Source organism: Hyphomonas polymorpha PS728, assembly GCF_000685315.1.
In the GTDB taxonomy this organism is placed as follows: domain Bacteria; phylum Pseudomonadota; class Alphaproteobacteria; order Caulobacterales; family Hyphomonadaceae; genus Hyphomonas; species Hyphomonas polymorpha.
On the sequence record NZ_ARYM01000026.1, the window covers coordinates 1 to 17,956 of the forward strand.

13 protein-coding genes are annotated in these 17,956 nt (G+C 62.8%); 8 read left to right on the forward strand and 5 right to left on the reverse strand.

What is annotated here, in order from left to right:
- Positions 1-793: 793 nt before the first annotated feature.
- Entirely contained in the window at positions 794-1,807 is a 1,014-nt protein-coding gene (locus tag HPO_RS16755) for a hypothetical protein (RefSeq protein WP_035601372.1), read from the reverse strand.
- Between the two features lie 186 nt (positions 1,808-1,993).
- Between HPO_RS16755 and HPO_RS16760 the strand changes: the two genes are divergently transcribed.
- Positions 1,994-2,296 (forward strand): hypothetical protein, encoded by a 303-nt coding sequence (locus HPO_RS16760; protein WP_035601374.1) that lies wholly within the window; start codon positions 1,994-1,996, stop codon positions 2,294-2,296.
- 299 nt (positions 2,297-2,595) lie between these two features.
- The gene (locus tag HPO_RS16765; protein ID WP_035601375.1) at positions 2,596-4,932 is read left to right on the forward strand and encodes a TonB-dependent receptor; all 2,337 of its coding nucleotides are present in this window, start codon (positions 2,596-2,598) and stop codon (positions 4,930-4,932) included.
- A gap of 144 nt (positions 4,933-5,076) precedes the next feature.
- On the opposite strand, the gene HPO_RS16770 is transcribed toward HPO_RS16765, so the two are convergent.
- The gene (locus HPO_RS16770; RefSeq protein WP_241767949.1) at positions 5,077-5,829 is read right to left on the reverse strand and encodes a TetR/AcrR family transcriptional regulator; all 753 of its coding nucleotides are present in this window, start codon (positions 5,827-5,829) and stop codon (positions 5,077-5,079) included.
- Positions 5,830-5,858: 29 nt separating this feature from the next.
- Entirely contained in the window at positions 5,859-6,269 is a 411-nt protein-coding gene (locus HPO_RS20600) for a hypothetical protein (RefSeq protein WP_157532901.1), read from the reverse strand.
- A gap of 236 nt (positions 6,270-6,505) precedes the next feature.
- Here HPO_RS20600 and HPO_RS16775 point away from each other — a divergent pair, with 236 nt between their 5' ends.
- Together HPO_RS16775 and HPO_RS16780 are read left to right on the forward strand one after the other, a co-directional pair.
- Positions 6,506-7,381 carry an alpha/beta fold hydrolase gene (locus HPO_RS16775; protein ID WP_035601377.1) on the forward strand — a complete coding sequence of 292 codons (876 nt, stop codon included), beginning with the start codon at positions 6,506-6,508 and terminating at the stop codon, positions 7,379-7,381.
- Positions 7,378-8,664, forward strand: coding sequence for a spinster family MFS transporter (locus tag HPO_RS16780; protein WP_035601379.1), 1,287 nt, complete (start codon positions 7,378-7,380; stop codon positions 8,662-8,664). Before HPO_RS16775 ends, HPO_RS16780 begins: the two co-directional genes overlap by 4 nt.
- Before the next feature lie 14 nt (positions 8,665-8,678).
- Here the strand turns inward: HPO_RS16780 and HPO_RS16785 are convergent, their stop codons facing one another.
- On the reverse strand, positions 8,679-9,506 hold the full coding sequence (locus HPO_RS16785; RefSeq protein ID WP_035601381.1) for an ABC transporter permease: 828 nt from the start codon (positions 9,504-9,506) through the stop codon (positions 8,679-8,681).
- A 249-nt stretch (positions 9,507-9,755) separates the two neighbouring features.
- Between HPO_RS16785 and HPO_RS16790 the strand changes: the two genes are divergently transcribed.
- Complete coding sequence (locus HPO_RS16790) at positions 9,756-10,304, forward strand: GcrA family cell cycle regulator (protein ID WP_035601383.1); 549 nt, start codon at positions 9,756-9,758, stop codon at positions 10,302-10,304.
- Positions 10,305-10,394: 90 nt separating this feature from the next.
- On the opposite strand, the gene HPO_RS16795 is transcribed toward HPO_RS16790, so the two are convergent.
- Entirely contained in the window at positions 10,395-11,780 is a 1,386-nt protein-coding gene (locus tag HPO_RS16795; protein WP_084324402.1) for a sensor histidine kinase, read from the reverse strand.
- Between the two features lie 213 nt (positions 11,781-11,993).
- Here HPO_RS16795 and HPO_RS16800 point away from each other — a divergent pair, with 213 nt between their 5' ends.
- From HPO_RS16800 to HPO_RS16810, 3 genes are read left to right on the forward strand one after another with little or no spacing between them, the layout of a single operon-like run.
- A complete protein-coding gene (locus HPO_RS16800; RefSeq protein ID WP_035601385.1) occupies positions 11,994-13,463 on the forward strand; it encodes an efflux transporter outer membrane subunit in 1,470 nt (489 codons plus the stop codon).
- Positions 13,464-13,468: 5 nt separating this feature from the next.
- Entirely contained in the window at positions 13,469-14,734 is a 1,266-nt protein-coding gene (locus HPO_RS16805) for an efflux RND transporter periplasmic adaptor subunit (RefSeq protein WP_035601387.1), read from the forward strand.
- Complete coding sequence (locus HPO_RS16810; RefSeq protein ID WP_035601389.1) at positions 14,731-17,952, forward strand: efflux RND transporter permease subunit; 3,222 nt, start codon at positions 14,731-14,733, stop codon at positions 17,950-17,952. The genes HPO_RS16805 and HPO_RS16810 overlap by 4 nt, the downstream gene beginning before the upstream one ends.
- Positions 17,953-17,956 lie beyond the last annotated feature (4 nt).

Below are 17,956 nucleotides of genomic sequence, written 5' to 3' on the forward strand. Positions count from 1 at the left end.
CCGGGGTTACCGGCGCGGTTCAGGGGGATGCGTAAGTGCCCGCGCTATCCCCATCGGTAAATGCCGCTTTTCTGGAATTACCCTGATCCACTCCACACTCCGTGCACTGAATGTTTCGCCTGGAAATCGATCAACCCTTACGTTGTCGCCTCGCGAAAACGGAGTAGTTATTTCTCCGCACAAAACCTCACTGTAAGAACCGAACCCAGGAACCAGAACCAAATCCCCTGGTTGGGCTCGCAAGAATAGGCTGCGAACACAGCCCAACATTGTGTTTACGCGTGCGTCAGTGGCATCGTCTGCATAATCAGTTAATAGGCGGCTTGGTTGCGCTACGTCTTGGCCACGCCTTAAGCTATCCCAGTATTCGTCAATCGCAAACGATCTACGGATTCTCTGCACAATATCCCGATCAGCCCTAGGGTTATTAAGCTCAACTGCATCAAATCTAAGTTCAGGCAGTTGTAAAAAAACTTTAGAACTCGCCCTAAAGTCCTCAAACAATACCCTATTCTTACCTGGGAACACGACCCAAATATTTGTTTGCGGAGTTACAACTTTTGCTCCGATATCAATTATCAATTCAGCCTCCCGAAGTATCCTCTGGTTATGCGAAGTCGACACCGATTTCAATCAGAAAGAAACCACGAGGCGGATCACTCCTTTTCCCTAGCAATAGATCGCTCCGCGATCCGTAGGGTGCATTAAGCGCAGCGCAATGCACCGCCCCCGCGCCCCACCGGTGCATTGCGGCCTTTGGCCTTAATGCACCCTACGCCGCGCCCTACGCGGATCACTCCCGCCGCGAGACCCTCACCGGAAATGCGTCTTCGATGCCGTAGAGCCGGGGGCCGCTGCTTTGGCTCCCCTCTCCCGCTTGCGGGAGAGGGGTTGGGGGTGAGGGCTGCGACGGTGGGGCCGAAAGAGTCATTCTTTCGTCGCTCGGGAAATCGCCGTGCGATTTCTGATCCCGAGCGACCCCCTCACCCCCGGCCCCTCTCCCTGGGGGAGAGGGGTGTCCGGCGACACTCCGCCCGCGATCGGCCGCCCTTAAAAAGGGCGGGTCTCCGCGGCCGGGCAGGAGGCGCCATTTCTTGATCTCCTGCTGCAGGCGCATCACTTCCTGAAGCGTGTCGAGATTTGCCGCGGCCTGCGCTTCGGGGGACGCGTCCTCCGGCAGGGGCGGCTGGCGCGCCTCCGCGATTTCCCACAGGCGGCGCTCCTCTTCCTCCTCGGCAGGGGTTCGCGGCGTCTCCCAGGGGCACACGGGCTCGCGCCCCTCCTCATCGGCCCGCACCCATTCTTCCAGAGTCCAGAGCGCCTTGGTGCGCCAGTCCGCCTCCCCCACTTCCTCCGGCGGCGGATAATCCTCCAGATACTGCCTCAGCGCCCGCCAGGCGCGTTCCAGCTTCTGCGCCTCGCGCAGCCATTTGAGGCCATAATCCACAAATCCTTCCTCCACCGCCGCAATCGCGCGCAGGCGCGCCATGCCGGCAAGCTCATGCAATCGTTCCAGCCGCGCGCGCGGGCCCATGTCCTTCAGCTCCGGATAGTCCGCCTTCCCCGGCATCACCGGCCCTGCCGACAGGCTCGCCCGCGCCTTGATGTCCTTCCGGCGGAAGCCATCCGCCTTAGCCCAATGATGGATCGTGGACGGCGCAATCTGCAGCCGCCGCGAAATCTCCACCAGCCGCTCGCCCCGCTCGGCCGCCTCCCGCGCCAGATGGCGCAGCGAGCGGGAGGTGGCAGCCGTGTTGACGTGCTTGGTCCGCTTGGGCGGGGCTGAGGGTGCAGCAATATCGGTCATCCCCGCAGCATAACCGGCGCAGAAACCCCACCGGATACGCGCCGCCCTATCCACGCCCCAACCCGCCGAGGGCGCAGCTCCCCCTCACCCCTGCCCCTCTCCCAAGGGAGAGGGGTTCAAAGGTCAAACCCAACTTTAACCCCTCCCTGCTACCCCTAGCGCCAGCAGCGTAGAGGAGCCCCCAAGATGTGGATTCACCGCAAGGAACACTTCCGGAATGCCAATGCCAGCCCGGAGCGCTCCCGCGTGGCGGCCACCATCTATTATCGCCCCGATGGCAAGGACGCCCCGCCCCGCCAGGGCTGGGCCGAGAATTGCCCGGTCTGCGGCGCGCCTATCCGCGTGTCAAAGCCCTCCCATGGCGGCACGTTTGTCTCCGAAGTCCTCCCCTCGGGCCGCCACATCCCCCACCCCTGCTTCGACCGGATGAAAGGCAAACGCCCGAGCGACGAAACGCTCGACCTCTTCGAATGGCAGCCGCCGAACTAGCGGCGCAGCACGCCCTGCTCCTCCCGGCCGAAGGGGGAAGTCCCCCCACACTGCCCTCCCCCAAAGGCGCACCCTGAGCGAAGGCGAAGGGCGAGCCTGCCCCCGTTGACGCGCCGATAGAGCTTCCCCGCCCCCGCCTGGAGTTTCCGTTGGAGTTTTCCGCGCCCGCCGCCGCGCGCGGGCCACCAGTGTTGCACCCGGAACACATTGACAGGCCGCGCCGGCCCTGTCATTTCAACACCTGTTGAAAATCAACGCTTGTTGAAAAAAGCTCGCTAACGGGCATACGGGAGGACAATATGGCCGTAAAATTCAATCGATTCATGGTAATGGCTCTGTGCGCCACGGCGCTCACGCCGGTTGCCGCCTATGCCCAGGAGACGCCGGAAGAGACCGCCGCTTCGGACGAGCGCCGCTTCGGCGCCATCGTCGTCACCGCCCAGCGCCGCGAGGAAAACCTCCTCGACGTGCCGCTCTCGGTCTCCGCCTTCAGCGGCGACCTGCTCGCCGATCTCGGCGTCCAGACGATGGATGAGGTCGCCAAGATCTCGCCCAACGTCACCCTGGAAGTCTCGCGCGGGACGAACAATACCATCTCCGCCTTCATCCGCGGCGTCGGCCAGCAGGACCCCGTTTCGGGCTTTGAGGCGGGCGTCGGCATCTATGTCGATGACGTCTACCTCAACCGTCCGCAGGGCGCGGTTCTGGAGGTCTATGACGTTGAAAGAATTGAGGTTCTGCGTGGCCCCCAGGGCACGCTCTATGGCCGCAACACGATTGGCGGCGCGGTGAAATATGTCACCAAGGGCCTGTCGAGTGATCCCACCTTCAAGGCGCGCGGCGTGCTGGGCAGCTATGGGCAGAAGGATGTGGTGGCGTCCGGTTCGGTGCCGCTGGCAGAGACTTTCCGCATCGGCGGCGGCGTCGGCGTCTTCACGCGCGACGGCTTCGGCGAGAACCTGATCACCGGCGAAGATAACTACAACAAAGACGTCCTCTCCGCCCGCCTCTCCGCCGAATGGGATGTCACGGACTCCTTCCAGCTGCGCCTCGCGGGCGACTATATGAACGACGAGTCGAATGCCCGTCAGGGGCATCGTCTGATCCCGGATCTTTTCCCGCCCTCGACCTATCCCGTGCTTGGTAATGTCTATGACAACCGCGCCGGCCTGGATGTGGTGGAGCAGAAAGTGGAAGTCTATGGCGGATCTCTGGTGGCTGAATATGAGGTCAGCGACACGATCACGCTAAAGAATATCCTCGCCTACCGTGAAGATGAAGGCACGAGCCCGATCGACTTCGACGCCCTGCCGGTTGCAGACGTCGATGTTCCCGGCATCTACACCAATGATCAGCTGTCAAACGAGTTCCAGGTTCTGTATTCCGGCGACCGCCTGAACGGCATTGTCGGCGCCTACTATCTGGACGCAAACTCCTCGACCGTGTTTGACGTGCTTCTCGGCACCACGGGCGCGCTGCTCAGCCTGCCGGGCCTGAACGCCCAGACCTTTGGCGAAGTCAGCACCGAAACCTGGTCGATCTTTGCCGACTTCACCTATGACCTGACCGATCAGTTCGCCATCTCGCTCGGCGGGCGGTATACAGAAGACAAGCGGTCTTCGATCGTTCTGCGCCGCACCTATATTGGCGGCTTCTCGCCTTTCTTCGGTGGGCCCGGCGTGCCGATCGCGACAACGTCAAACTTTGACGGCTCCGCCAAGTTTGATGATTTCAGCCCCCGCGTCTCGCTGACCTACAAGCCGGTTGAGAACCACACTCTGTACACGACCTATTCCCAGGGCTTCAAGGGCGGCTCGTTCGACCCGCGTGGCCAAACCACCGCCGCGCCCGATCTCGATCAGAATGGCACGGTCTCTCCGGAGGAAGTGTTCGCGTTCATGCAGTTCGAACCCGAAGAGGTCGACAGCTACGAGATCGGCTGGAAAGCAAGCACCTTTGAGGGCCGCCTGCAGACGAGCCTCGCCGGCTTCTTCATGGATTACCAGAACGTCCAGATCCCAGGCTCGGTCGGCATCGACACCAATGGTGACGGCGTCAACGACACCTTCACGGGCGTCACGACCAACGCCGCCTCGGCAGACCTCTGGGGCGTGGAATTTGAAGGCACAGCGGTGCTCGGCGAAGAGATGTTCAACGAGTCCGATATGCTCACCTCGGCCCTGTCGGTTGGCTATATCAATGCGGAATTCAACGAGTTCATCGACGCCTTCGGCAATGACGTGGCAGACCAGCGCGTGTTCCAGAACACCCCGGAATGGACGGGCAGCCTCCGCCTGACCTATGACACGCCCTTCCACATCCTGCAGAAGCCGGGCCGCCTGACCCTCAACACGCTCGCCTCCTATCGCAGCAAGTCGAGCCAGTTTGAAGTTCGCAGCCCGCTGGACCAGGAAGCCTACACGCTGGTTGATCTTGGCCTTCGCTGGAAACCCGATGACAGCCGCTGGGGCTTCACCTTCACCGGCAAGAACCTGACGGACGAGCGCTACAAAGTGGCCGGATACAACTTCATCAACCCGGTCACCGGCGCGCCGACGCTGGGCCTGGAAGGCGTGCTGAATGCCTATTACGGCGATCCGCGCACCTTCAGCATCGGTGTGGATTACGAGTTCTAGGTCTGGAGCGTTTCCTCCCGGCTGTGTCTCACGGGACACTGAGACACAGCCATTCCAGACCTACCTTCAGGGCGGTGCCTCACGGCGCCGCCCTTTTTTCCTTATACGGATGAGATTGCCGCCGCCCCTGCGGCAGCCGGGGTTTTAACCGCGCTTTGCGGCGCGGCGCTTGGGCGCCGGAGGGGTGAGGGCGGCGGGCGCCGCGCGGCGGGCCGCTTCAAAACCCCCGGCGATGAAATGCACCATATGCTCGCAGGCATCGGCTAGGTCGTCAGACCGGCATACACCCCCGGAGAGATGGTCGATCCGGCCCGTCTGGGCGAGCGCGAGGGTCAGCGCCCCGGAAAAACACTGATAGCCCCAATAGAGGTCTTTCTCGTCCATTCCCGGAAGCGAGAGGCGCAGCGCGTCCAGAAACTGGCGGATCAGCGGATCGAAATGCTCCGCCATCAGCCGGCCGCCCCAACCAGGCGAGTTGTTCACATAGGCCACGAGGGCGTAGTAATTCTTCCAGCCCTGATCTTCCAGATGCGGCCCGGTCAGCATCGGCTCCAGATACGCCCGGATGATCGCCTCGACGGTGGGCGGCTGCGGGCGCGCTGCTTCGATGGCGGCTTTCAGCGCCTCTTCGCGCCAAAGGTTCACGATCTGCGCCCGGCGAATGAAAACCGCGTCGAACAATTGCTTCTTCGGGCCGAAATAATAGTTCGGCAGGGCAAGATCGACCCCTGCCCGCTTGGCGATTGTTCGCAGGGTGACGCCGTCGAAACCATGGGCACTGAACTCGGCTTCGGCCGCATCCAGGATAGCGGTCCGGCGATCTGCTTTCGGCGGCGGCGTTTTGCTACGCGCGGTCAGAATAAATTCTCCGCGAGTGCGCCGATCCGTGTCCGACAAGAGCGATCCTCTTCAACTGGGTTGTCCTTTCAAGAAATGAGTTGAACTTTGGGCTTTGGAGTAAAATCAATCTCCACTTCTTCCCAAGATTTGTACTTATCTTTTGGAAGATCGTAAGGTGCACAACGGGTTATCGCACCTTTTGCCCGCGCCACTGCTTCTGCCACTTCACCATGCAAAGTCGCGCCAGGCTCTGGAATAAGAACGATCGGACCTTCGAGTAAATTTCCTTCAAGGCCAAGCCTTATACGGATGACCACCTGAATCTGTCCCTCGCGCCCGAGATCCTCCGTGCCGGGCCAGCAAGACCCGATCTGCTTGTGCAGAGATGAAGCGAGTTCTTGCCTGTGTGACGATTCAGGCCACGCCAGACCGCTAGTCGCAACAAGTGCTACCCCAGCAGAGATAGCGCTCCGAGCAATCATTGCGCGCATCACCATTACTTTCTCGGACCGATCATCGTTTCATTGTCTTTCCATGCTTCGTAGGTGTCCACCGGCATCTGTCGAAGCGCATAGATGAGCGACGCGCGACATTGCCACGGCCACTTTGAGTATGAACCAGACGACCCGCTTTTCAAAGCGGCCCAACCGGCTTGCCTTTGTGCAGGGTTTGCGTCTATTTTTCAACATCTGTTGAAACGGAACATCAGCTTCCGTAGGGGGAGACAAGGCGCATGCTGCCAGAGGGCACCGATATCACCTGGACATCGCAGGATGGCCTGGCACTTTACGCGAGATCCTATGGCCCTGAAGACGCCCGCCTCACCGTGCTCTGCATCCATGGGCTGACGCGCAATCATCAGGATTTCGAGCCGATGATCGCCGCCCTGCCCGGCCATTATCGCTATATCGCGGTGGATGTGCGCGGGCGCGGGAAATCTGCCTATGATCCGAATACCGACAATTACCAGCCGCCCGTCTACGCAAGGGACATGCTGGCCCTGCTCGATACGCTCGGAATAAAACGCGCCGCCCTGATCGGCACCTCCATGGGCGGGCTGATCTCGCTGCTCATAGCGCGGGCCGCGCCGGGGCGCGTGGCCGGTATCGTGCTGAATGATATCGGCCCGGCAGTGGAGAAAACCGGCATCGCGCGGATCGCCTCCTATGCCGGCAAGGTCGCCCCCGTCACCGATTGGGAGAGTGCGGCAGCCGCCGTGAAGACACTTCAGGGCGCCGCCTTTCCGGACATGACCGATGAGCGCTGGATGGATTTTGCCCGGCGCACTTACAAAGAGCTGCCGACCCGCCAGGTCGTCCCCGCCTATGATCCCGGAATTGCCAGATCGCTGGGCAAGGTAAAGCCCGGCGCCATCACCAGCTTCCTGATGTGGCGCCTGTTCGGCGCTGCAAAAAAGGCGCCCCTGCTGATCATCCGTGGAGAGATTTCCGACATTCTGTCGGCGGAGACAGCAGAAAGGATGGCGAAGCGGCATCCCGATGCCACCCTCGCCACCGTGCCGCGCGTCGGCCATGCGCCCATCCTGGATGAACCCCAGGCCGTTTCCGCCCTCACTGCCTTCCTCAGCCGTCTGGAGACTGCGGCATGACCAGCCCTGCCCTGCCGCAAGCCGCTCCGAAGATTTCCGGCCGCGCCTGGATCCTTGCGGTCCTGACCCTGACTTACACGTTCAACCATGTGGACCGGCAGATCCTCGTGATCCTGCTGGAGCCGATCAAGGCGGACTTCAACCTCACCGACGCGCATGTCGGCTGGCTTACTGGTCTCGTCTTCGCTGCTTTCTACGCCACCATCGGTATCCCCGTCGCGATGTGGGCCGACCGCGGCAACCGCCGCAATATCATCGCCCTGGCGCTCGGCCTCTGGTCGGCAATGACGGCACTCTCGGGTCTGGCACAGAATTTCTGGCATCTTCTCCTTGCGCGCATGGGCGTGGGGATCGGAGAAGCTGGCGGCACCCCGCCTGCCACATCGATGATCGCCGACCTCTACCCACCGCAGGAACGCGCCATGGCTCTTGGCATCTACACCAGCGGGATCGGCCTCGGCATTATGGCGGGCTTCGCGCTCGGGGGGTATATCTATGAACTCTATGGCTGGCGGGTCGCCTTTTTCGTCGCCGGTGTTCCGGGATTGATCCTGGCCCTGATCGTCCGCTTCGGCATTCGCGAGCCCGTCCGCGGCCTTGCCGACCAGCGCAGGGATGATGGCCCCGCGCCTTCGATCGGTGAAACGCTGAAATTCATCAGCGGGCAGTCATCCTATCTCTGGCTCCTTGCCGGATGCCTGCTGATCTGCATTTCGGCAAACGCCTTTCTTGTCTTCACCTCCAGCCATCTGCAGCGCACCTATGGTCTTTCCCCTGGCCAGGTCTCGCTGCCGCTCGGCATCCTGATCGGCGGGGTGGGCAGCGTCGGAGCTATTGTGCTCGGGCGGGTCTGCGATACGCTGTCGAAGAAGGATTTGCGCTGGCGCCCGCTGATCATCGCGCTCTGCGCGGCCATTGCCCTGCCCTTTGCGTGGATGTTCCTGCGCGCGCCGACAGTAGAGATGGCCTATGCCTGGAACATCGTGCCGAGCTTCATCGGCCTCATCTATGCCAGCGTCGCCTATACGGCCTCGCAGGAGCTCGTGAAGCTGCGGATGCGGTCGTTCGCCTCCGCTTTCATGCTGTTCTGCCTGACGCTTGTCGGTATCGGCTGCGGTCCGCTGATTGCCGGCCTCCTGTCGGATCATTTCGCCGCCCAGGGCGCCGCCCAGCCGCTTGCCCGCGCGCTGGAACTGATCCTGCTCTTCAACGCGGCGAGCATCGTCTGTCTGCTGATGTCAACACGCAGCTATCGGAAGGACATCGAAAGGGCAGCGCAGTAAGGACGCCGGCCTCGTCAGGCCTTGAGTTTGTAACCCTTGCGGAACAGCAGCCAGACCCAGACCATGGATACCAGCGACAGGATGCCGGTATAGACAACCCCCACCAGGATCGACCCGTTGGCCACGCCAAGGTGCCCATAACGATAGCCGTCGATCATGTAGAAGATCGGGTTGAAATGCGCGATGGTCTGGAACGGCTCGACCATCACCTTGATGTCGTAGAAGGTGCCCGACAGGAATGTCAGCGGCACGATCACGAAGTTGGTCACTGCGGCCAGATGGTCGAACTTGTCCGCCCAGATGCCGCCATAGGCGCCGAGCGCCCCCAGAATGATGGCCGAGGTGAGGGTGAACCACAGGATCGGCCAGACATGCGCCACCGACAGATTGGCCAGCCCCGACAGCTGGATCGCAATCGCGGAGATCGCCGCCACGACGAGGCCGCGCGTCACCGCCCCGCCCAGGAACGCAATCGTCAGCTCCAGCGGCGACAGCGGCGGCATCAGGAAGTCCACATGCGTGGAATTGAACTTGGCCTGCAGCAGGCTTGAACTCGTATTGGCGAAGGCGTTCTGCAGGATCGCCATCATGATCAGGCCGGGCGCCAGGAAGTCGTTATAATTCAGCCCCTCGAAATCGCCCGTCAGCCGACCGCGATCCCCGAACGCCAGCTTGAACACCGTCATGAACAGCAGCGTGGTCACCACCGGGGCGAAAACGGTCTGCATCCAGACTTTCAGGAAACGGCCAACCTCCCTTTTGTAGAGTGTCCACAGGCCAAGGCCGTTGAAAGCGCCATATTGGCGAAGGCGAGATTGCGAAGTGCCGGGAATCGTATCCATGCAAGGCAAATAAGCGATGCGCGCGGGTTGCGCGAGGGGTGCGCCTCGACTTTTCCGGCCTGCCTGCCTGTGGAATCCTTAACACAACATATAGAAACTCTGTGGAAAGCGCGGGGCCCATGTTGTGTTTCATTTCGGTCCTGATACGATATCTAGGTGTCGAGAGGGGCGGCGTTTACCAGCCGTCACAACATCTAGTGGGTTTGGGCTCAGTATGGGGTTCAGCCCAAAGCGGGAGACCTGCAAGCCATGTCATGGACTGATGAACGGGTAACAGTGCTCAAGAAGCTGTGGGCCGAAGGCCATTCGGCTTCTCAGATTGCCAAACAATTGGGCGGGGTGACCCGCAATGCCGTGATCGGCAAGGTTCACCGCCTTGGCCTGTCGGGCCGCGCGACCCCGTCGCGCCCTGTGAAGCGTCCGCCGCGCCTGGCGCGTCCGAAACCCCGTTTCGTGGTCGAGGCGGCAAGCCCCGCCGCTGCAGCACCTGCAGCAGCACCGGCCGCAAAAGTGCTTCCTGGCCTGACCGATGTTCCGGCCGCCCCGGAGCGCGCCACCGCCCTTGCCCCGCTGCCGCCGCTGCCGATGGCAGACGGCACCCCGGCCACCATCCTCACCTTGCGCGACTCCATGTGCAAATGGCCGATCGGCGACCCCGCCGACCCGAAATTTGCCTTCTGCGGACGCAAGGCAGACTGCGGACCCTATTGCGCTGAGCACGCAGCCGTTGCATTCCAACCTGCAAGAAAGCGCGAAGGCCGCAAAGAATACGACTACGTCCGGCGCATTGCGGGCTGACAAGCCCAGCATTCCATCTCGCCAGACGGAAGGAAGCCCCCGGTGCCCCCCGCCCCGGGGGCTTTACCGTTCAGGGACACTCTCGATCAGCTAGACACCCTGGTTTTCCCGCGCAGCCGGCAACCAGACGCCAAACGCCGTGCCCTGCCCCATCACCGTCTCCACCGCCAGCCCGCCGCGATGGTGGGCCATGATGTGCTTGACGATGGCAAGGCCAAGCCCCGTCCCGGTGATCTTGCCGCCCCGGCTCTGATCGGCGCGGTAGAACCGCTCGCCAAGGCGCGGCAGGTGTTCCCGCTCAATGCCCGGCCCCTGATCCTCCACCCGCATCCAGACCGTCGGCTCATTGATGGCCACGCGGTTTGAGGTCTGCAGCAGGGTCATGCGTTCGCTGTCCGGCCAGGCCTGCGCCGCCTCGGTCCGCGCCGCGAACGCATCGGCCGCCACGCCGCACCGGATCGTCACCTTGTGCCCGCCCTTGGAATATTTGATCGCGTTGGAGACGAGGTTTTCGACGACCTGGATGAGTTCATCCCGATTGGCGGTCACCGCCGGCAGAGCTTCGGGCTCATCAAATACCAGCTCAACCCCCTTCTCGCTCGCCAGCGGCTGCAATGCGTCCACCGAACTCATGACGATATCGCCGAAATGCTCCCGCGCCGTCGGCTGCACATGTTCAGCGCTCTCGATCCGCGAAAGGGACAGGAGATCCGCGATCAGGCGGCTCATCCGCTCTGTTTCCCCCGCCATGATGCTGAGAAAGCGGTCCCAGGACTCCTTGTCCTCCCGGGCCGGGCCGCGCATGGTCTCGATGAAACCGGAAATGGCGGTCAGCGGCGTGCGCAGCTCATGGCTGGCATTGGCCAGGAAATCGGCGCGCGCGCGCGCGGCCCGTTTGACCGGGGTGAGGTCTTCCAGCACGACCATCAGGTTCCCACTCCCCGGAATGGGATGAATATGCGCGCGCCACTGCTCCTCCGGGCCGATTTCCATCTCGATTTCGGCAGAGCCCAGCCCCGCCGCATTGAAACAGGTCTCGATGGCGGCCAGCAAAGCGGGCGCGCGGATGATGGCACTGGCGCGCGGCGGCGCGGACCGCCGCTGGCCGAGCCGCAGGAAAACCGCGGCGGGCTGGTTGAAAGACGTGATCCTCTGCTCATCCCGGCTGACCTCAAAAGCCGGAAGCGGCAGGGCGGAAAGAAAGTCCGCGAGGGCCATCCCCTCGCGGCGGGATGCTTCGAGCGGCTTGGCGGGCGCGGGCAGCTGCATGGCAGCAGAGCCGACATAATAAGCCGCCGCAATGGCCCCGATGACGAACATCGCGGTCAGCGCCTCGATCAGGCCGAGGGAGCCTGTCAGCGCCAAGATCAGCATCACCGTGCCGGTCGTCAGAACGAGGACTGCAAAATCCCGCGTGCGGCGCGTCATCGACTGCCGGGGCGGCTGTAAACCGTCTGTTTCAGATCCATCGCTCATAAGTACGCCACCTGTGACATCGGATTCTATCCGGTCCTTTGTTTAGCGGCTACCGCGCCCATAGCGTGAAGCCAAGATCGGCAAATCTGTAGGTCGAGATGGAATGTTGATGAGCAAGGACAAAAAGTTATTGAAAATCGATAATTTCTCATTGACGCTCGGCAAGTAGAAGCGTATCGCAACCCCAAGGCAGCCCGGAGCGCCGGAAACCGCATGAAAAATTCTTTCCTTCTTATGGGCACGGCCATGCTTGCGGCATGTGCCACTTCCCCGAGCGCCGTGGAGCGTCTGGCCACCGACCGGGAAGCCCTGTTCGCCAGCACGCCGGACGCGCCCGCCCAATGGGCGGCGCGCGGCGTTGCCGGTGTAGCCGAGACGGGCAACTGGCTCGACCAGTTCAACGACCCCGCAATGAATGAACTGGTGGCAGAAGCCGTTGTCGCAAATCCCACTCTTGAATCCCGCGCCGCCAGCCTGCGGGCGTCTGCCGCGCTTGTCCGCAGCGCGCGGGGCGCGCGGTGGCCTTCCCTCTCCGCAACGGGCAGCTTTGGCGGCACCTCGACCGGCGTGGTCCTGCCCGGCGGCGGAACCGACCGCATCAATGGCGAAAGCTATGGCCTTGGCCTCAATGCCAGCTGGGAGTTCGACCTCTGGGGACGGATTTCCAACGGCATCGCGCAGGCCGATGCCGAATATGCCGCCACAGCAGCCGACCTTGCCGCATCAGAGCTCTCGATTGCCGGCCAGACCGCCATTGCCTGGATCAACCTGAACGAAGCACTCGCGCAGGAACGCATTGCCGTCCTCACCTATGAAGCGCGTCAGCGCGCGGTGGACCTGACGGAGCCGCGCGTGCGCGCCGGTATTTACGGGCCGCTGGAACTGCGCACGGCGCGCAGCGCGCTTGCCCAGGCCGAAGCCGCCATCGCGGCGCAGCGTCAATTCTCCACCCAGGCCACCCGCAGCCTGGAAGTGCTGCTGGGCCGCTATCCTTCGGCCGAGTTGACCGCCCCGGCCGTCATTCCCGAATTGCCGCCGATGGATGTGGTGGGCAATCCCGCCCTCCTCCTGTCGCGCCGCCCGGACATTGCCGCGCTGGAAGCCCGGATTGTCGGCGCTGGCCTGCGCGCCGAAGAAGCCCGCCTCGCGCTGCTGCCCAGCCTCAGCCTCACAGGCTCGGCGGGTACCAGCGAGACCGACATTTCCGACGCGCTCGATCCCTCGCTGATCGCCGCCCGCCTGATCGGCAGCATCACCCAGCCGATCTTCAGCGGCGGGCGCCTGAACGCCCAGCGCCTGGCGGCCATCGCGCAGGCCGAAGCGGCTGTCGCCAATTATGCCAGCGCCGCGCTGGATGCCTGGCGCGAGGTGGAGAACGCTCTGACGGCGGACATCCTGATTGCCCGTCAGGAAGAGGCCCAGGGCCGCGCGCTGGAGGAAGCCCGCTTCGCCGAGGAAATCGCCGAGCGCCAGTATTCCAGCGGTACAGTGAATATCTTCAACCTGATCGACGCACAAACGCGCCGGCTGACAGCAGAAAGCCAGCTGGTATCGGCAAGGGCAGACCGCGCCCGCAACCGCATCAACTATCATCTCGCTCTGGGTGGCGGGGTTCCGGGGATGGAACTCGCTTCCGAGGAAGACCTGTTTGACACTGACGCCGCCGAAAGCGGCAGGAGATAGACGCCATGGGACGCCTGATCGCCATCATCGCACCAATTGCCATCCTGCTTGTGCTGGGGGTGGGAGGCGTCGTTGCCGTCACGGCGATGAAGCCGGAACCGGAGAAGAATGACGAGCCCAGACCCGGCCTCAACGTCTTTGCCGAACAGGTCAAATCCGGCTCCCTGACGATCACCGTCGAAGCGCAGGGCGAAGTGCGCCCCAAGCGTGAGATCATCGTTGCCCCGCAGATTTCCGGGCGCATCACCTATGTCTCGCCCGATTTTGTCGATGGCGGCTTCATCAAGCGTGGCCAGGTGCTCGTCCGTGTCGAGCCGGCTGACTATGAGCTTGCTGTCGTCCGTGCCCGGTCGGTTGTCGCCAGTGCCGAACAGGGCCTTGCCCGCGAGATTGCGGAAGCAGAACTCGCGCAGAAGGATCTGACCGACCTTGGCCTGTCGGATGCCTCCCCGCTCGCCCGCCGGGAACCGCAGCTGGCCGAAGCCCGCGCCGCCCTGGAATCGGCCAAGGCACAACTCGCCGAGGCTGAACTCAGCCTTGGGCGGACCGCCGTGATCGCGCCCTTCGATGGCCGCGTGCGGGAACGCTCGGCTGACATTGGCCAGTTCGTCTCGCCGGGCCAGTCGCTGGGTAACATCTTTGCCACCGATGTGGTGGAAGTTGCCCTGCCGCTGAAGGATGCCGACCTTGGCCAGCTTGGCCTGCCGATTGCGTTTTCCTCGACGGCTCAGACCCCCGGCCCCCGCGTCGAATTCTCCGCTGTCGTCGGCGGCCAGCCGCGTACCTGGATCGGCGAAGTCGTGCGCACCGGCGCGGCCATCAACTCGCAGACGCGCCAGATCAATGTCTTTGCCGAGCTGAAAGACCCCTTCGGTGAAGGCGCCGATGACGGCGCGCCGATGGCGCCCGGCCTGTTCGTCAATGCCCGTATCGAAGGCGCAAAGCTGGACAATATCCTGATCGCGCCGCGCGCCGCGCTGCGTGGTGACAATCGCCTGTTCATCGGCGACCCGAAAACCGGAAAGCTCTCCATCCGCCCCGTGGATGTGGCGTTTTCCGATCGCACCGGCGCGTATCTGCGCTCCGGCGTGGAGCCCGGTGAACTCGCCATCACCAGCCCCATTCAGGCAGCGTTCGACGGCATGAGCATCACCGTGCTCGAGCGCCTGCCTGACGGGACGGTGAAGGTGCATGGCGAAAAGAAAAAGGCCGATGCCGAAGCGCTCGCTGATGCCGGCACCCAGGAAGGCGGCGAAGGGAGCGCGCAATGAACGGCCTGGTCGCCTGGTTTACCCGTAACGCGGTTGCCGCCAACCTGCTGATGATCATCGCCTTTGCCGGCGGCGTGTTCGGCTACAGCGCGATGGAACGGGAAATGTTCCCGGTCGTGAAGGTTTCCGGGGCCTCGGTCTCGGTCGCCTGGAACGGCGCCTCCCCGCGCGACATCGAAGAACAGATCGTTGCCCGTATCGAGGAGGCCGTCGCCAGCATTAACGGCCTCGACCGGATTACCTCAGTCGCCACCGAAGGCTCCGGCGTGGTCAACATCCGCGGCCGGGACGACATCGACATGGATGTCTTCCTCGACGAGATCAAAATCCGCGTCGACCAGATCAACAACCTTCCGCAGGCGGCCTATCGCCCGCAGGTGACGCGCTGGGAACAGCGCAACTGGTTCATGGGCATGGTCGTCCATGGCGACGTTGACCAGAAAACGCTCCGCCGCATCGGCAAGAAGGTCCGCGACGACATCGCCCGCCTTCCCGGCGGTGAACTCGCCGTCATGCAGGGCACGATGGATGAGCAGGTCAGCATCGAAGTGTCCGAAGAAGCGCTGCGCCGGTTCGGCCTGTCGCTGAACGATGTGGCCGCCGCCGTGCGCAGCACCTCGCTCAACTCCTCGGGCGGGCGCATCGAATCCCCCGTGGGCGATGTTTCGCTGATGTCCCGCAACGTCGCCGACTCGGCCGAGCAGTTCGGCGACATCGTCATCCGCCAGACCAGCAATGAAGGCACCGTCCGCGTCAGCGATGTCGCCACCGTCATCGATGGTCTCGTCAGTGACAAGCTCAGCACCACCTTCAACGGCCGCAACACCATCTTCGTGATGACACCTGAGCCCGATCAGATGGACATCCCGAGATATGCCAAGGGCTTCCGCGATTATATCGAGCGGGCCAATGATCCGGCCAATGGCATCCTGCCCGAAGGCATGAAGATCGACATCCTCTGGGACGATTCCAAAACCTTCGATGCGCGGATGGATCTGATCACCAACTCGGCGCTGCAGGGCGCCCTGCTGGTCATGCTCGTGCTGATCCTGTTCCTGCGCCCGGTCGTGGCGTTCTGGGTCACCGTGGGCATCGTCACAGCCTTTGCCGGCGCCGTCATGCTGATGCCGTTCTTCGGCGTCTCGTGGAACATCCTCTCCACCTTCGCCGTGCTGCTGGTGATCGGCGTTATCGTCGACGATGCCATTGTCGTGGGCGAGAATATCCACAGGGAGGTGGAAACCGGCCGGCGTGAAGGTCTCGACGCTGCCATTGCCGGCACCCAGATGGTGATGAAGCCGGTGATCTTCGGCGTGCTGACGACCATCATCGCCTTCCTGCCCTGGGCCTTCATCACTGGCCCGACGCGCATGTTCACCCAGCAGATCAGCTTTGTCGTGGTCGCCGCGCTCACCTTCTCGATCATCGAGTCGATGCTGATCCTGCCCAACCACCTGTCGCACATGAAGAAGCAGGAATTTGGCGGGCGCACGGGCCGTTTCATGGCCATGCAGCGGCGCATCGCCGACAGCATGCTGTGGTTTGCCAACAACCTCTACAAGCCGGTGCTCGAACAGGCGATCCGCTTCCGTTACGCCACCGTCGCCTTCTTCTTCTCGCTGTTTGCGATTGCCGTGACGATGCAGTCCACCGGCATCGTGCCCTTCAAGTTCATGCCGGAAATCGAGGCCGATCTCATCCAGGTCAGCATCGAGATGCCCGATGGCACGCCGTATGAACGCCTGCTCCAGGTGCGCGACCAGCTTCAGAATGGCGTCGATGTCGCCAAGGCGGAGCTGTCCAAACAGTATCCTGACGTCAAGGAGGGGCTGATCCGCGATGCCTCGCTGATCGCGGCCGGCCGCCAGGTTCAGGCCTTCATCGGCCTCGTTCCGCCCGAGGAGCGCCCCGAAACCATCCGCTCCAAGGACATCGCCGAACAGCTGCGCGCAGCCACCGGCGAAATCCAGGATGCCGAGACAATCGAGTTTGCCTTTACCTTCAATGAGGCAGACACGGGCGTGCAGTTCGCGCTCAGCCATCCTGAGCTCGACCGGCTCCGCGAGGCGGCCGACTATCTGAAAGCCCACCTTGCCACCTATTCCGAAGCTTATGACATTTCGGACAACCTCTCCTCATCGGCCGAGGAAATCCGCGTCACGCTGAAACCCGGCGCTGAAACACTGGGCATTTCTCTCAGCGATGTTTCCAGCCAGGTGGCGCAGGCCTATTACGGCATCGAAGCCCAGCGCAATCCGCGCGACGGCGAAGATGTCCGCGTGATGGTCCGCTTCCCGGAATCGGCACGCGAGGATCTCGACAGCCTCGAAACGCTCCGTATCCGCACCGCCGATGGCCGTGAGATCCCGATCACACAGGTCGCCGAATTCGAATTCGCGCCGGGCATCAACCGCATCATCCGCCGCAACCGGATGCGTTCGGTCACCATCTCTGCCGAGATCTTCGGAGATGGCGGCCGGGGACGGATCATGGGCGCGATGGAGCAGGACTTCTGGCCGGGCTTCCGCCAGCAATTCCCGGATGTGATCCGCGGCGAAGCAGGCGGGTATGAGCAGGAACAGCGCTTCTTTGCCGAAATCGGCCGCCTTCTGCTGATCGGTATCGGAGCGATGTACATGCTGCTCGCGGTGGCGTTCCGGTCCTATTCCCAGCCGTTGCTGCTGATGATGGCCCTGCCCTTCGCTTATTGCGGCGCCATCTTTGGTCTCGCCATCAGCGGCGTGCCTATGGCCATGTTCGCCTTCTTCGGCATCGCGGCCGCCGCCGGTGTCGTCATCAACGACAACCTTGTGCTGATCGATTATGTAAACCGCAGGCGAGATGAAGGCGCCGGGGCCGTGCAGGCGCTGGTCGATGCGGGCGTCTCCCGCTTCCGGCCGATCCTTCTCACCTCGGTCACCACCTTCGTCGGCATTTTGCCCCTGATGGCAGAGCGCTCCGTACAGGCACAGTTCCTCCAGCCGATGATTGTGTCGCTGGGCTATGCCGTTGCCTTCGCGCTGTTCGTGTCTCTGCTGATGGTGCCCGCACTCTATGCGGTCGGCGTGGAAATCGGGCGGATCTTCCGCTGGACATGGGGCGGCAAGCCATATCGCCAGATCGGCGAGGGTTATACCGGCCATGTTACACTGGATGAAGAGGCCCTGATGGGCACCAGCCAGGGCGGCCATGGCGCGCCGGCCCACCCGGCAGAGTAGCCTC

Coding starts and splice junctions, on each gene's coding strand:
- HPO_RS16755 (WP_035601372.1), bottom strand. CDS start 1,807: ATGACCGATATTGCTGCACCCTCAGCCCCGCCCAAGCGGACCAAGCAC.
- HPO_RS16760 (WP_035601374.1), top strand. CDS start 1,994: ATGTGGATTCACCGCAAGGAACACTTCCGGAATGCCAATGCCAGCCCG.
- HPO_RS16765 (WP_035601375.1), top strand. CDS start 2,596: ATGGCCGTAAAATTCAATCGATTCATGGTAATGGCTCTGTGCGCCACG.
- HPO_RS20600 (WP_157532901.1), bottom strand. CDS start 6,269: ATGGTGATGCGCGCAATGATTGCTCGGAGCGCTATCTCTGCTGGGGTA.
- HPO_RS16775 (WP_035601377.1), top strand. CDS start 6,506: ATGCTGCCAGAGGGCACCGATATCACCTGGACATCGCAGGATGGCCTG.
- HPO_RS16780 (WP_035601379.1), top strand. CDS start 7,378: ATGACCAGCCCTGCCCTGCCGCAAGCCGCTCCGAAGATTTCCGGCCGC.
- HPO_RS16785 (WP_035601381.1), bottom strand. CDS start 9,506: ATGGATACGATTCCCGGCACTTCGCAATCTCGCCTTCGCCAATATGGC.
- HPO_RS16790 (WP_035601383.1), top strand. CDS start 9,756: ATGTCATGGACTGATGAACGGGTAACAGTGCTCAAGAAGCTGTGGGCC.
- HPO_RS16795 (WP_084324402.1), bottom strand. CDS start 11,780: ATGAGCGATGGATCTGAAACAGACGGTTTACAGCCGCCCCGGCAGTCG.
- HPO_RS16800 (WP_035601385.1), top strand. CDS start 11,994: ATGAAAAATTCTTTCCTTCTTATGGGCACGGCCATGCTTGCGGCATGT.
- HPO_RS16805 (WP_035601387.1), top strand. CDS start 13,469: ATGGGACGCCTGATCGCCATCATCGCACCAATTGCCATCCTGCTTGTG.
- HPO_RS16810 (WP_035601389.1), top strand. CDS start 14,731: ATGAACGGCCTGGTCGCCTGGTTTACCCGTAACGCGGTTGCCGCCAAC.